The organism is Komagataeibacter swingsii (genome assembly GCF_003207895.1).
GTDB classification, from domain to species: Bacteria; Pseudomonadota; Alphaproteobacteria; order Acetobacterales; family Acetobacteraceae; genus Komagataeibacter; species Komagataeibacter swingsii.
Window position 1 is genome coordinate 1 of the sequence record NZ_NKUB01000011.1, and the last position, 14,425, is coordinate 14,425.

Consider the following 14,425-nt stretch of genomic DNA (forward strand, 5'->3'; position numbering starts at 1 on the left):
TGATATTGAGATAGGGCAGAATCATACCAGCCCTGCAAAGGGTTTTGTTCCCGCCGAGAAAAGATGGGTGGTCGAACGCGGCTTTGCATGGTTAGGTGATTACTGGCGTTTGGCTGTGGACAGGGAACGTCTGTTGAAAAACAGCGCAACCTTTGTCCGTATAGCATTCATTCGCCTTATGTTGAGGCGATTGTGCCCTGTCCCTAGTTTATGGTGAGTCTTTACTTAAATGTGTGATATTCTTGGACTAAGTGGAAAGTCTTATAAATTCTCATGGGAAGACTCTCTTCCAGAGGAAAGAGGGGTTTATATTATTGCTCCGAAATCCAAGGATAACTATATCTATAGAACCTTTGAACCTGTCATGGGTTACTCTGAAAATTTGAAGAATGATGGTGTAAAAATTAAGCAGATAAAAGATAAATATGATTATATTTGTGATGTTGATATTCTTATTTATACTGGAAAAGACTCCGAAAACGTATTTAAAGATATAGAATACAACTTCAACTCTTAATTTTTTATAATGTTTTCTAATTCTCGTATGCGATTTTCAAGGGCGTATATTTTATAACGATTTTCCTGATAGAGCTTATAAGCAACCATATAAGCTGCACCTTCAAACGGACGAAAAAGCATCCGTGCAGCCGTGCATTTAAAATGCCACCATTCACTTTTTATTCTTTTCCATCCTTTTGGATTTGTAACTGAGTTTTTCATTCCATTCTCCTTGGGAGCCTAATAGGTTCCCTTTTCTTTGTTTCGAGGGTCACTCCTCAAGCCGACGACCGACTTAGAAGCCCTCATTACTGATTTACCGGCATTTCATGACCATAACATATTGATATTACACGGTTTTTATTTAGAAAGTTACTTATTACGAAACAGTCTCTAAATGGAAGAATGGCATTGATGCTGCCGGGCGTTCCCCAGCCCAGTGGAATGCATGGGATAGCGAAATCCGCCGCACGGTCGATGAATACAACCGGCATTTATCCAATGCACCTGGCTATCATCCGCTGGATTGACGCTGGATCAAGGCGATTATCTGGGTAGAGACCGGGGCGCACAGCCCCGCATGGACCCGTCAGCCCATGCAGATCGGTAATCCGGGTGATCCGGGACTGACTTCGCTGTTGTCTGGAAAGGAGGGTGGTGACCACATTGTGCCACCTGCGTGGAAAGGGCGTCTGACAGTTGGTTCTGCTCGGTCAAATCCGGTAGATAACATTCGTGCCGGGGTCGGATATCTGCTTATGAGGATGGCAAACTTCAGGATGGATACGGTTGTCGATCCTAATGCCAGGATTGAGAAAGTTATGGTCACGGCGTCGAACAACAATCTGTGGAATATCGCGAGGAACACGGGTACAACAGTTAAAAACCTGCAAAGCCTGAATCCGGGTATTACGCCAGTCCAGCTTAAGCCAGGAATGGAACTAAAATATCAGAAAGCGTCTGAACAACGGGTGATTTTTGGATGGAAAAACATTGCCGCATCCACAGTGGCAGATTTGTATAATCATGCTAACATTTATGATTATACAAGGAAACTGAATTATGTATTCCCTCGTGTCGGTCGATAACAAATTTTTAATGCGCCGAAAGATAATTTCTTGTTTTTGCCTAATTCTCTGTATTCCAATGACAGCTATGGCAGAGACCAAGTCTATAGTCCCGACAGACGAGGAATTATATGAAGAATGTAGTGAATTTTCGATGGCAGGAATACATGAATGCCTACAAAAAAAACGTGATGAAAGTCAAAAAGCGTTAACGCAAGCTGAAGCCCATGTGAATACCATGCTGTCCCGATGGGATGTGGAAGACCAATATATTGTTCAGGCTAAAAGTCATTTTGCAATAGATAAGCAGGAATTTATTAATTATCGTGAGGCGCACTGTCTATTTATAAAATCTTTGGGGGCTAGTGGAATTGGTAATGCATTGGAAATAAAGGAATATTCGTGTATTGCCGAATTGAATTACAGAAGAATTGCGCAATTGCGGGAAGCTGTTTCTCAGTTCCAGCTTAAATAACTCGCCTCTTGGGTGAAAATAAGATCCCCTTTCATGTTTTCTGCTACTGCTGAGACAAAGGCGAAAATCGCCAGACGGAGTAAGGAAACTGGTTTGTCATTTAAGATTATGCTGTGACGGTGAGTATGCGAAGTTGTGGCAGTATCTAAAGCGAGGATTGAGTCTCAAAGGAGCTTATTCATTATCCCGATAGTCCCGAAATCTCACAATTTTTTCTTTAATTTCTGTTGGAAAATCAGGAATGTAGCATTTTTGCAGGACTGTTAGAGGCTGTTTGAAAACAAATCATTGATAAAAAACAATAAAAGTTTTTGGGTGCCGCCTTTTTCTCAAAAAGGCGGCGTTCTTTCGAAGCTTCTGCAAAAAGCTTCACCAAAAACTTCCTTTAATTTTAAAGCGCTATCATGAGCTGACTTTTCAAACAGTCTCTCAGAAGGCGTTTGAGCAGCATGTATTTTTTTTGGGTGGAAAAATATTTCTTCATTTAGTATAGCCCAGCCATATAATACAAGTAATGTTATCATCTATTCAAGGAAATTAGATTATGTGCGAAAATTCACTGGTCCGTAATAATTTTCCTATATGGATGAAGATTATTCTTGGGTTCAGTCTGGCTACCTGTCTTTCAACAATAGCCAGAGCAGATGATGCGTCTACAACTCCAACAGAAAAGGAATTATATGACGAATGTAGTGAATTTTCAATGGCAGGGATACATGACTGTCTGCGGAAGAAACGCGATGAAAGTCAGAAAGTGTTGGCGCAGGCTGAAGCGCGCATGAACACAGTGATGTCCCGATGGGATGTGGATGATCAGTTTATCGCGATAGCCAAAAGCAATTTCATCAAGGACAAACAGGAATTCCTGAAGTATCGTGAGGTTCATTGTAATTTTATGAGATCGTTGGGTGGTCCTGTAATTGGTATCGGGTTGGATGCAAGATTGTATACATGTGTTGCTGAGCTGAATTACAGGCGCGCCAGACTTCTTGAAGATGTATTTCCTGATTTGCCATCTAAATAGATTGTTTATTGTACAGGAAAATAAAATTTCATCATTTTCGTGATTCTAATATCATTGGATAGGTCAGCACCCGTTTAACGATCGTATCGAGAGTAAATAAAACAATGGCTCACTGTTCTGGATCACGCTGTGACGGTAGTTTTTCGGACTGGTAGCGGTATCTTAAACTGAGATCGTAGAACAACATTCTGTGGAATATCGCGAGGAACACGGGTATGACAGTTAAAAACCTGCAAAGCCTGAATCCCAGCATTACGCCAGCCCAGCTTAAGCCAGGAATGGAACTAAAATATCAGAAAGCATCTGAACAACGGGTGATTTTTGGATGGAAAAACATTGCCGCATCCATGATGTCAGATTTACATAATCATGCCAAAGTTTATGATTATACAATAAAACTGAATTATGTATTCTCTTGTATCAGTCGATAATAAATTTTAATGTGCATGAAGATAATTTCTTTTTTTGTCTGATTTTCAGCGGTCTATCTAGAATAGACCAAGTATGTGGTGCCAATAAAAGATAAATCATCATGACGAATGTAGTAAATTTCGATGGCAGGAATACATGGCCGGCTGCAGAAAAAAGTATGATGAAAGTCAAAAAGATTTAAGGGGTGTTATGTAATTTTGTGCCTGATTTGTGCAGCAATCAGGCATGATACCTGCACGCAAACCATATCCCTCTGATGTATCAGACGAAGAATGGTTTCTGGTTGTCCCGTATCTGGCCCTGATGCGCAAGGATGTGGAACAACGGCATCACGCAGTGTGCGAACGGTTCAATGGGTGGCCTGGCGCGCCCCGGCGTCATGGTTCACGTGGCTTTTTTCTTCATGGCGCGGCGGGGCCTGCGATGTGACGACAGGCAGGCGCCCTGACATGCCCCCCGCGCTGGCGGAGCATTCATCCGATCTTTCCTTCAGCTGCCCCGACACTATTCCATGGTTGCGCCAGAATACGCGATACGACGATCATGCCATCGCATGCGCGGCGGGTTCTGGCCGCGCGGTCCGGAATCACAATGGTGAAAATATGGAGGGGGGACTAATTCCGCCCGGCCTCAGCCCGCGCCATCACCGCGGGCACGCATCCGGTGTCGCTGTCATATTCTGGCAACACCTGTCGGTTATATATAGACATATATAGGTCTAGATACGAATATATATAGACAAATCCATCCGGCAAATGGAAAACACCTGTAGATGTCCTTTGCTCATACTCATGGTTGAACAGTATTATGCGTCGTTGTTATAATGCATTTTTTTTCGTAGGAACGCCGGGCCTGGTTTTGCTGGCGGGCACGGCGCTGGCTGCGCCGTCCGATACCGTATCGACGGGTGCGACTGCCAGGCTGGTCCCTGTAAAGGGGGCGCCGCGTCATGATTCCAGACCATCTGCAAAAACCCCGGCGGACCACGCAGCCCAGGCGGCCGCGGCGGGTACGGACGCACCCATCGCCGGGATACTCGACGGGTCCAATGGCGAAACGATAACCGTCCACGGCCACCATGCGGCGGATGGCACCGGCGCCAAATATATGAACAAGAACATCTATCTCGGCCCGCTGGGCAACCGGGACACGCTGGATACGCCGTATTCCGTCATGGGTGTTACGCATGATGTCGTGGTCAACCAGCAGTTGCGCAACGTCAACGACATGGCGCAGTACCTGCCTTCCGTGCAGTTGGAAATCCGTGGCGACCCCAACACGTCCCGCCCGCAGTCGCGCGGGTTCGAGGCCGACGTGATCTCCAACTCCCGCCTTGACGGGCTGAACGTGGTGTCCACCACGCCGTACCCGGCGGAATGGGTGGACAACCTGCAGGTGCTCAATGGCCTGGCCGGGGCGATGTATGGGCCGGAAAACCCGGCGGGTGTGTTTGAATACACGCTCAAGCGCCCGACCAACCGCCGCACCGAACGGCTTTCGGTCGGTGTGGATTCCATCGGCACGCCTACGGTCAATGGCGATATTTCCGGCCGTGTCGGCAGGAAGGGCTGGTTTGGCTACCGCCTGAACATGCTGCACGCCAATGGTTCGGCCTACGCGCCCGGAAGCTGGATACGGCGTGAGATGGTCAGCGCCGATTTCGATATCCATTTCGATTCCAAGACGGTCCTTGAACTGGACGCCAGCCATTACACCTATGACGAACGCGGCATGGCGCCCGGCTTTGGCATTTCCGCCGGCACGGCCGCCAACCCGACCGGCATTGGCGGGCAGTTGCCCGAGGCCCCGGACCTGAGCCGGCGCATGGCGCCCGACTGGAGCGGGTACAACATGGAGACCAATACCTTCCTGGCCAAGATCAAGCACCAGATCAACAGGGACTGGAGCTTTACGCTGGGCGGGCTGTACCAGGACGCCAAGCGCCAGTCCTTTGGCATAAGCGATACGCTCAGCGCCACCGAAGGGTATGAAGGTTTCTATACGTCCAAGGCCACGGCCACGACAACGGCGGACGATTTCCGCGTTGGCAGTAACATGGCCTATTTCAACGGCCGCGTGCATACCGGCCCCCTGACGCATGACCTGGTCATCGGCACCAATGGGTACATGATGGGGAATTACAATCCGACCAAGGCCGTGACCAGCGCCCAGAGCCTGGGCACATACAACATGTATGGCGCCGCGCCCACCAACGGCACGCAGCCCTATTATACCGGCCGCTACAAATCCAGTTCCATCATGAGCCAGTCCTTTATCATTGGCGATACGATGCGGATCAACAGGCACTGGTCGGTGATGGGCACCCTGGCGTGGAGCTGGATCAGCCAGGAAGGCACGACCAGCTACAAAACCCCGCTCCAGAAAACCTTTGAGGCCGACGCGACGTTCAGCCCGACGGCCAGCGTCATATACAAGCCGACGCGTAACCAGACCCTGTACTTCACCTATGGGCGGTCAGCGGAGGCAGGGCCGGTCACGCCCAATAACGCCGCCTATACCAATCCGAACATAGCCTTGCCGGTCTCGCATTCCGAGGAATACGAAGTCGGGTACAAGGTGCGTTACCAGAAGATGCAGTTCAATGTCGCCGGTTTCCGCATGACCTCGCCCTATGCGATGTACGTGCCCACGGCCAGCAATGCCTGTAGCAACGGCAAGAACTGCCAGACCTATGAATATGGCGGCACGCAGCGCAATTATGGCGTGGAGGCCCAGATTTCGGGCGAGGTCCTGCCCAACCTGTCCGTGCTGGCCGGCATGACCTGGCTGGATGCGGAACTGGTCAACAGCAGGACGGCCACCTACAACAACAAGGAAATTGTCGGCGCGGCCCCGCTGCAGGCCAGCCTGCTGCTGGATTACCGCCTGCCGGCCTCGATGGGATCGTTCGCCTCGGGCTGGGCGTTCAATGCCAGCGTGCATTACATGGGCAACCGTGCGGCCAACATTACCAATACGCTGCATACCGGGTCCTACACCACGCTGGACCTTGGGACACGTTACGCCTTCCACGTATCCAAATTCCCGTGGGTCGCGCGCTTTGGCGTCAGCAACGCCACGAATGAACGGTACTGGGCCTCGGTCTATACGGGTGCGCCCAGTGGCACATCGGGCGCGGCGTCAACCCTGTATGCCGGGCTGCCGCGCGTCTATCACTTCACGCTCTCGCTGGAATTCTGACCCCGTATCCCGGGTCGCCGTCAGGTCACGGCCTGTGGCGGCCCGGATAAGGGCGGAACGGCCATCCGTGCCGCGGACTGGCCGCGACAGCCGCTATACGTCCTGAAGGTGCGGCAACCCTTCGCGACGCGGCCACGGGTTCGGATATCTTGATGAACGTCCCCGGCCTGCCGATGTAAGAGACTGTTTGAAAAGTCAGTTCATGATAGCGCTTTAAAATGAAAGGACGTTTTTGGTGAAGCTTTTTGCAGAAGCTTCGAAAGAACGCCGCCTTTTTGAAAAAAAGCAGCACCCAAAAACTTTTTCTAAGCGCGCAGGGGCCATTCACCCGATGCCGCCGGACCCCGTTCAATACCCGATACAGCCGCCACCATGGCCCCGATACGGGAGTGGTGGTTGATCTGTATCGAGATATGGCGAAGCTTTGCAAAAGGTTTCGCCTTTTTCATTCCAGAATGCGCAATGCCAGTGCGAAAGCGCCGGATCATCTTGCGCCCCGTGTCGCGCATGGTCGGGGGCGGGGCCGGTTTTCCGGAGATATCTGCACGCATGCGCCCTGCAAACACGCCGTGGCCGGTCGGGCGGGCTGCGTCAGCGCATGCGCGCCGGTGCGGTGGCAGGCTGGGGAAGGGAGATATTTTGATATTGCAATTCATTATCAATTGCTGAATAAGCTGCCGGGAACCGTCACAATGTGAGCTTTGATAATGAGTCTTCGTGCGCTTTGCCTGAGCACCATCTGCGCCACCAGCCTGCTGGCGGGTGTGGGCAGTCCCGCCGCATCCCTTGCCGCAACGGACGGGGACAGCGCCGTGCAGCAGAAAAAGGTTAAAACGACCGCCCGGCCCGATGCGCCCCCGGCCCATGCCCCCGATGCGGATGCACAGGCAGGCGCGGCCAATGCGCCGGACGCGGCCCCGGGCGGGCACGAGGATATTGTCGTCACCGCCGCGCGCCAGAACCGCATGTATGTCAGCAGCGGCGGCGACCTGGGCGCGCTGGGCAAGAAGAAGGGGCTGGACGTGCCCTTCAACATCCGCAGCTACAATGCCAGCCTGATCCTGAACCAGCAGTCACAGACACTGGGCGATGTGCTGCTGAACGACCCCACCGTGCGCACGACCATGGGCTACGGCAATTACGCGCAGCTTTTCCAGATCCGCGGGTTCACGCTGTATGGCGATGACGTGGCGATTGATGGCCTGTATGGCGTCACCCCACGCCAGCTTGTCTCGCCCCAGCTTTATGATTCGGTGCAGGTGCTCAACGGCGCCAGCGCGTTCCTTAACGGCGCGGCCCCCGGTGGCTCGGCCATTGGCGGCAATGTCAACCTGATCCCCAAGCGGGCGGCGGCAACCGACATCACGCGCATCACCGGCGATTACACCAGCAGCGGGCAGGGCGGTGGCGCGTTTGACATAAGCCGCCGGTTTGGCCGCGACCACGCCTTCGGCTTCCGCTTCAACGCCGCCGGCATGGATGGGCAGACCGCGATAAAGGGCGAACGGCGCGATGACGTGGCCCTTGGCGCGGCCCTTGACTGGCATGATGACGATACGCGCATCGACATGAACATGAATTACCAGAAGCAGCAGGTTTATGGCGGGCGCAGCGCCATCATCGTCTCCAGCCTGGCCGATGGCATGCCCGCCCCCAAGGCCACCGCGCCGTCGGAAAACTGGGGCCAGCGCTGGGCCTATACCGACCTGAGCTACCTGTTCGGCACGCTGAACATCGAACATGACTTTGGCAGCCACATTACTGCCTATGGCAAATTCGGCGCGCAGGGCGGCAATGAAATGGGCAATTACGCCACCACCACGCTGACGGATTCCGTGACCGGCGCGGGCAAGGTCGGCGCCATGGCGGATGCCTACAATGTCATGAACGAGGCGACGCAGGCCGGTATCCATGCCCATGCCACCACTGGCCCCATCAAGCATGAAATCAATGCGGGCGGGTCCGCGATATGGGAGGAATCGGACGCCGCCTATGCCATGAGCCTGACATCACAGGCGGGCAACATCTATCACCCCACGCAGTTCACCCCGCAGGAAACCTATAGCGGCGGCACGCTGGACAATCCCGGCCGGGTGGCGTGGAACAAGCTGTACAGCCTGTTCCTGTCGGACACGATGACCTTCTGGCACGACCGCATCGCGCTGACGGGGGGCTTCCGGTACCAGGATATCCTGTCGGATTCCTTCGCCTACGGCACGGGCAAGCTCGGCACCCATTACGATGCGGCGGCGTTCTCGCCCGTGATCGGCCTTGTCATCCATCCGGTCAGGCATGCGGCCCTGTATTTCAACCGCATACAGGGCCTGTCGGCGGGGCAGACGGTGGGCGCCACCTACGTCAATGCCGGGCAGGTCTTCGCCCCGTACCAGAGCACCCAGTACGAGGTGGGCGCCAAGTATGACGTGGGCCGTTTCGCGGCCGGTGTCGCATTTTTCCAGACATCCATGCCGCAGGGCATGACCGAAGCCTACGGCAATACCGGGCAGGAGATTTACACGCAGGACGGCAGGCAGCGGAACCGGGGCATGGAACTGACCTTCAATGGCGAGATCCTGCGTGGCCTGCGCTTCAACGGCGGGCTGACACTGATCGACGCCAAGCAGATGCAGACCGCGGGCGGCGCGTATGACGGCAAGACCGTGATCGGCGTGCCGAACTACACCATCAACGGCAACCTTGAATACGACGTGCCGTTCGTGAAGGGGCTGACGCTGGTGGGCCGTGTCATCAGCACCGGCAAGCAGCAGTTCAACAGCATGAACACGACGCACCTGCCGGCATGGTCACGCTTCGACCTTGGCGCGCGCTATACGTTCCTTGCGGCGAAAAAGCCGCTGACCGCGCGTTTCGAGGTCGATAACATCGGCAACCAGCGCTACTGGGCTTCGGTCTACCAGAGCGACCTGGTCATGGGTGATCCGGAGACCTTCAAGTTCTCGATCAGCGCCGACCTGTAAAAAACCGGACGCAAGTAATGGAAGTTTTCGGGTGCCGCCTTTTTTCAAAAAGGCGGCATTCCTTTTGACGCTTTTTGCAAAAAGCGTCACCCGAAAACGTCTTTGCTTTGGAGTGTCGTTTTACCGGATGACCCCGCAGGCCACGCGATCGCCCGCGCCGCCAATGGGCTGGCTGCGATAGTCATCGGGGTTGGCGTGGATGACCAGCGCCGATCCGTCCGTATCCAGCAGGGCAGGGCGGCCATCCGCGCCGTTGAGGGAGACCAGCGTGGAATACATCTCCACCGTCGCCGTCCCGTCCTGGCTGACATACAGGTTGGGCAGGTCGCCCGCGTCATTGGCGTTCGCATTCAGCAGGCCATGCACCACCGGCGTCGCCGCATGGACATGCGCCCCGGCGGAGGTGAACTTCGGCGGCCCGCAATCGCCCTTTTCATGGAAATGGATGCCGTGCCAGCCGGGGATCAGCCCATGGGCCGTAATCCGCAGCAGCACGCCATGGGGGGCGTCCGTAACCTGCATGGTGCCGTGGTCGGCGCCATCATTGCCGACCAATGTGCCCGACGCCGTGCCCGCGGCATGGGCCATGGCGGGCAGGGTGGCCAGCCCGGCCAGCAGGCCGAGCAGTCGAAGGCGTGGTGTGAACATGGTCTTTTTTCCTTATTCCCGTTCGCGCATGGGCGGCCAGCGTGCCGGAATTAAGACCAGTTCGCAATAACCCGGAACCCGTCCCGTATTCCGCACCCATGGCACATGATGCCCGGACCCGTGCGCGGACAGGGTAATCAGTGCGAAAGGGGACGGAATTCACTTTGTGCTGAACGGGGCAGGACGTACGCCGGCAATAAAGAAGTTTTTGGTGAAGCTTTTTTCAAAAAGCTTCGAAAAGACGCCATCTTAAAAAAAAGCGGCACCTGAAAACTTTTATTAGAGACTGTTTGAAAACAACCCCTTTATAAAAAACAATAAAAGTTTTTGGGTGCTGCCTTTTTTCAAAAAGGCGGCGTTCTTTCGAAGCTTTTGCAAAAAGCTTCACCAAAAACTTCCTTTAATTTTAAAGTGCTATCATGAGCTGACTTTTCAAACAGTCTCTTACATGATGACCAGAACGTTTTCCTGCCCCGGATCAGCCCCCAGGTCAGCATGGGCAAAGGGCGCGTTTGCCCGCAGCACCAGGTCGCGCAGCCGGTCGGGGTCTATGGCGTGGACCGTGCGGTTGCGGCGGCCGGTCATGGTGCGCGCGCCCGGCAGGCCAAGCCCCCCGATCATGCTGCGGCGTGGGATATCGGTCATTACGCACGCCTTGCGGCTGTTTCGCATGGTGGTTCGCGGGGGGCGTGGTGCTGGCCCGCGCTGCATGCCTTTGGTAGCATCGACCATGCTGTCGGGGTATCAGGCGGAAGGGGGATGGACGTGTACTGCTTGGGAATTACGGGATGCAGGTAAGCGACCTTGCATTCCACGCGGCCCTGGGCAAGCTGGTCGCGGATGTGGGGCATGCGGATTTCTGGTGGCGGTTGACAACGTTCCTGCGCCGGCAGGTGGCGTTCGATACATGGGTCGCGATGATTTTCCAGCCCGGGCGCAGGCCGGTCCTGCTGGCCGGCTGCCCGGGTGACGCGGCGGCCGAGGCGCTGCTGCGCGACTACCTGGCGCGTTTCCACCTGCTGGACCCGTTCTGCCGCTTCGCCCTGTCCGGCCCCGAGGCCGGGCTGTACCGCATTGACGATGTCGCCCCCGAACTGTTCCGCCAGACCGAGTATTACCAGACCTATTACCGCCACATGGTGGACCATGACGAAGCGCAGTTCCTGGTCCCGGTCGGGGGCGGGCGGGTCATTTCCCTCTCGCTTGGCTCGCACGGGGTCTTTTCGGCGGCGGATATGGGTGGGCTGCAGCTTTATGCCGCGTGGGTGCTGCCGCTTATGGCGCTGGCGGTCAGGCTGGAAGCCGGCCGGCGGCGCGGACGTGGAGGCCGTGCTGGAACGCCTGGGCCGCCCCCGCCTGACCGCGCGGGAAATGGATGTGATGGTGCTGATGCAGGCGGGGCATTCGACCAAGTCCATTGCGCGGTCCATGCGGATCTCGCCGCATACGATCAAGGTCCACCGCCGCAACATCTATGAAAAACTGGGCGTTTCCACGCAGGCCGAGGTCTTTGCGCTGCTGTCGGGGCGCATGGCGCGCTAACCATCCCCGCGCGCCGGGGCGACGGGCGGTAAAGCGAGGGGCGGGAAGGCGAAGGGTTCCCATCGGTGGCGGCACGCTGTATGCCCACACGATCCCTGTCATGACATCGCGGCCCATGAAGATCGGTTTCCTGTTCAACCACGACTGCACCCACCAGGTCTCGCACACCGCGCCGATCATCTGCGAGCTGGTGGCGCTGGGGCAGGATGTGACGGTCGTGACCTCCACCCCCGCGCAGGAAGCGCATGTGCGCCGGACCATCGCGCCCTGCATGGACCGCGTGCGCTTTGTCCGCATTGATATCGGGCCGGTGTCGCGGGCCATAAACGTGGTGGCGCAGGCGGTCGTGCCCTTCCGCCGCATCGCCAACCTGCGCGAAAACGTGGACCTGTTCCGCCAGTTTGACGCGCTGGTGGTGCCCGAAACCACGTCGGCCCTGCTGAAAAGCCACTTCAACCTTGATATCCGGCTGATCTATTTCCCGCACGGGGCGGGGGACCGCTCCATCGGCTTTCGCGACGTGACGCGGTTTTTCGACCTTGTGCTGCTGCCCGGCGCCAAGACGCGCGACCGCATGCTGGCGCGGCGGCTTGTCCGCCCCGGCCACCACGCCGTTGTCGGCTACCCCAAATTCGACACCGTGGACATGGCGGCCCGTCCGCGCCTGTTCGGCAACGACCGGCCCACGGTGCTGTACAACCCGCATTTCGACCCGGTCCTGTCATCATGGTGGGACATGGGGATGGACGTGCTGGAATGGTTCGCGCGGCAGGACGACTACAACCTGATCTTCGCCCCCCATGTCATGCTGTTCCGCCGCAGGCTGCATACATCGGTCGAACACCGCCGCGTGCGCCTGCGCCGGATGATTCCCGAACGCCTGCGCAACCTGTCGCATATCCGCATCGACACCGGCAGCAGCCGGTCGGTGGACATGTCCTATGTCCTGGCTGCCGACATCTATCTGGGTGACGCCAGCAGCCAGGTCTATGAATGGATCGCCCGCCCCCGGCCGTGCATCTTCCTCAATTCCCACCACGCGCGCTGGCAGGGCAACCCCAGCTACGCGCACTGGAACCTGGGGCAGGTGATCGACAGCGTCAGCGCACTGCCCCATGCCCTGGCGGTGGCGAACGGGCGGCAGCACGAATTCGCCCCGCTCCAGCAGGCCGCGTTCGACGCCACGTTCCATACCGTCGCGGGCGAGACCGCCGCCCGCCGCGCGGCACGCGAAATTGTTTCCTTTTTATCGCGGGATCAGTCCCGCTCCCCCTGAACCCCGGCGGCGCGGGGTGCTATGGTCCCGCGCGGGTTCATGGAGTGGATGGGGCAGGCCATGCGCATCGCCTATGTCATCAATACGTTCGAAGGCGGCGGCGCCGCCCTGCCCATACCGGCCATTGCCGGGGTCTTTCGCCGGTGCGGGCATGATGTGCATGTCGCCGCCCTGTCGCGGCGCAACGGGCGAGCCATGCCCCACCTGCGCCGCGCGGGGCTGGACCCGGTGGTGCTGGGCGCGGATGCGGCCCCGATACCCCGGCAACTGGCCGGGCTGGATGCATGGGTGCGCCATGTGCGGCCCACCCATATCTGGACATCGCTTACGCGCGCGACCCTGCTGGGGCAGGTGGTGGGCGCATGGCGGCGCATTCCCGTGGTCAGTTGGCAGCATAATGCCTTCCTCCGCCCCGCCAACCTTGCGCTGTTGCGCCTGATGCGGGAACGCAGCCGGATCTGGGTGGGGGATTCCGCCTATGTCACCGCCCTGACGCGCGGCAGGCTGGCCCTGCCGGAAAGCCGCGTCATGTGCTGGCCCATCTTCCGCGCCCGGACCGATATGGCGCCCGCCCCGGCATGGCGACCGGGGGAGGACGTGCGGATCGGCTCGCTGGGGCGGCTGCATGCCAGCAAGGGATACGACGTGCTGTGTCGCGCGCTGGTCCAGCTACGCGCCGCGCCGGGGTTGCCGCCCTACCGCGTCACCATCGGCGGCGAGGGGGCGGAACACGACCGCCTGCGCGCCTTCTGCCAGCGCCACGGGCTGGATAACGTGCATTTCGCGGGCTATGTCGAGGATACGGCGGCCTTCCTGCGGCAATGCCACCTGTATGTGCAGCCATCGTTGTACGAAGGGTTCTGCATCGCCGCCCACGAAGCCATGAACATGGGCCTGCCGGTCATCGGTAGCGACGTGGGCGAAATGGGCCGGTCCATCGTGGATGGGGTGACCGGCTGGAACCTGCCGCCCCGCCAGCCCGGCGCGCTGGCCCGCAGGCTGGAAGCCGCCCTGCGCCAGCCGGGGCTGCTGGCCGCCATGGGGCAGGCCGCGCGTGAACGGGTCATGCACGATTTCAGCACGCGCGCCTTCAGCCGCGCCGGCTGCGCGATCCTGCACCGCATGGCGGGGTAAGGGTACGCAAGGGGTACAGGAAAAGCCCGGAAAACCGCGCCCCGCGCCGCCTGTACCCCCTGTACCCCTTATTTCCCCCGACTTTATACGGCAATACAGGCCCATCCCCCGCCGCACAGGGTTTGGTTTGGTGGGGGTACAAGGGGTACA

The 14,425-nt window shown here is 57.1% G+C and carries 16 protein-coding genes and 1 pseudogene; 12 read left to right on the top strand and 5 right to left on the bottom strand.

The window, feature by feature from the left end; translation table 11 throughout:
• Positions 1-217: transposase (locus tag CFR76_RS09655; protein ID WP_146222658.1), on the top strand; the 217-nt coding region annotated here is incomplete at its 5' end.
• Positions 218-229: 12 nt separating this feature from the next.
• Positions 230-517, top strand: coding sequence for a hypothetical protein (locus tag CFR76_RS17720; RefSeq protein WP_146222659.1), 288 nt, complete (start codon positions 230-232; stop codon positions 515-517).
• Here the strand turns inward: CFR76_RS17720 and CFR76_RS17725 are convergent.
• Positions 514-720, bottom strand: a complete 207-nt coding sequence (locus CFR76_RS17725) for a hypothetical protein (RefSeq protein ID WP_146222660.1) — start codon at positions 718-720, stop codon at positions 514-516. The two genes, CFR76_RS17720 and CFR76_RS17725, sit on opposite strands and share 4 nt — an antisense overlap.
• 374 nt (positions 721-1,094) lie before the next feature.
• Here CFR76_RS17725 and CFR76_RS09660 point away from each other — a divergent pair, with 374 nt between their 5' ends.
• Complete coding sequence (locus tag CFR76_RS09660) at positions 1,095-1,586, top strand: LysM peptidoglycan-binding domain-containing protein (protein ID WP_208623966.1); 492 nt, start codon at positions 1,095-1,097, stop codon at positions 1,584-1,586.
• Between the two features lie 67 nt (positions 1,587-1,653).
• The gene (locus tag CFR76_RS09665) at positions 1,654-2,040 is read left to right on the top strand and encodes a lysozyme inhibitor LprI family protein (protein ID WP_244191864.1); all 387 of its coding nucleotides are present in this window, start codon (positions 1,654-1,656) and stop codon (positions 2,038-2,040) included.
• Positions 2,041-2,275: 235 nt separating this feature from the next.
• Here CFR76_RS09665 and CFR76_RS18020 read toward each other — a convergent pair whose 3' ends face one another.
• Positions 2,276-2,413: a hypothetical protein gene (locus tag CFR76_RS18020; protein ID WP_167402102.1), complete on the bottom strand. Its 138-nt coding sequence runs from the start codon at positions 2,411-2,413 to the stop codon at positions 2,276-2,278.
• Between the two features lie 171 nt (positions 2,414-2,584).
• Here CFR76_RS18020 and CFR76_RS09670 point away from each other — a divergent pair, with 171 nt between their 5' ends.
• The 5 genes and pseudogenes from CFR76_RS09670 (at position 2,585) to CFR76_RS09695 (ending at position 9,675) form a co-directional block, all read left to right on the top strand.
• Positions 2,585-3,064 carry a lysozyme inhibitor LprI family protein gene (locus CFR76_RS09670; protein ID WP_244191865.1) on the top strand — a complete coding sequence of 160 codons (480 nt, stop codon included), beginning with the start codon at positions 2,585-2,587 and terminating at the stop codon, positions 3,062-3,064.
• Between the two features lie 215 nt (positions 3,065-3,279).
• Positions 3,280-3,495: a hypothetical protein gene (locus CFR76_RS09675; protein ID WP_110556958.1), complete on the top strand. Its 216-nt coding sequence runs from the start codon at positions 3,280-3,282 to the stop codon at positions 3,493-3,495.
• A gap of 226 nt (positions 3,496-3,721) precedes the next feature.
• Positions 3,722-3,853, top strand: a pseudogene (locus tag CFR76_RS09680) (IS5/IS1182 family transposase); the annotation flags it as partial.
• Positions 3,854-4,348: 495 nt separating this feature from the next.
• Complete coding sequence (locus CFR76_RS09685) at positions 4,349-6,697, top strand: TonB-dependent siderophore receptor (protein ID WP_110557047.1); 2,349 nt, start codon at positions 4,349-4,351, stop codon at positions 6,695-6,697.
• A 707-nt stretch (positions 6,698-7,404) separates the two neighbouring features.
• Complete coding sequence (locus CFR76_RS09695) at positions 7,405-9,675, top strand: TonB-dependent receptor (RefSeq protein ID WP_110556960.1); 2,271 nt, start codon at positions 7,405-7,407, stop codon at positions 9,673-9,675.
• A 120-nt stretch (positions 9,676-9,795) separates the two neighbouring features.
• On the opposite strand, the gene sodC is transcribed toward CFR76_RS09695, so the two are convergent.
• The 3 genes from sodC to CFR76_RS09705 form a co-directional block, all read right to left on the bottom strand.
• Positions 9,796-10,323, bottom strand: coding sequence for a superoxide dismutase[Cu-Zn] (gene sodC / locus CFR76_RS09700; RefSeq protein ID WP_110556961.1), 528 nt, complete (start codon positions 10,321-10,323; stop codon positions 9,796-9,798).
• Positions 10,324-10,546: 223 nt separating this feature from the next.
• Complete coding sequence (locus tag CFR76_RS18025) at positions 10,547-10,711, bottom strand: hypothetical protein (protein ID WP_167402100.1); 165 nt, start codon at positions 10,709-10,711, stop codon at positions 10,547-10,549.
• A 56-nt stretch (positions 10,712-10,767) separates the two neighbouring features.
• A complete protein-coding gene (locus CFR76_RS09705; RefSeq protein ID WP_110556962.1) occupies positions 10,768-10,968 on the bottom strand; it encodes a hypothetical protein in 201 nt (66 codons plus the stop codon).
• A gap of 744 nt (positions 10,969-11,712) precedes the next feature.
• On the opposite strand from CFR76_RS09705, the gene CFR76_RS18395 reads away from it, so the two are divergent.
• From CFR76_RS18395 to CFR76_RS09720, 3 genes are all read left to right on the top strand, one after another.
• A complete protein-coding gene (locus CFR76_RS18395; protein ID WP_244191878.1) occupies positions 11,713-11,865 on the top strand; it encodes a response regulator transcription factor in 153 nt (50 codons plus the stop codon).
• Between the two features lie 115 nt (positions 11,866-11,980).
• Positions 11,981-13,141 (top strand): hypothetical protein, encoded by a 1,161-nt coding sequence (locus CFR76_RS09715; RefSeq protein ID WP_244191866.1) that lies wholly within the window; start codon positions 11,981-11,983, stop codon positions 13,139-13,141.
• 60 nt (positions 13,142-13,201) lie between these two features.
• Complete coding sequence (locus CFR76_RS09720; RefSeq protein WP_110557048.1) at positions 13,202-14,275, top strand: glycosyltransferase family 4 protein; 1,074 nt, start codon at positions 13,202-13,204, stop codon at positions 14,273-14,275.
• The last annotated feature ends 150 nt before the right edge of the window (positions 14,276-14,425 follow it).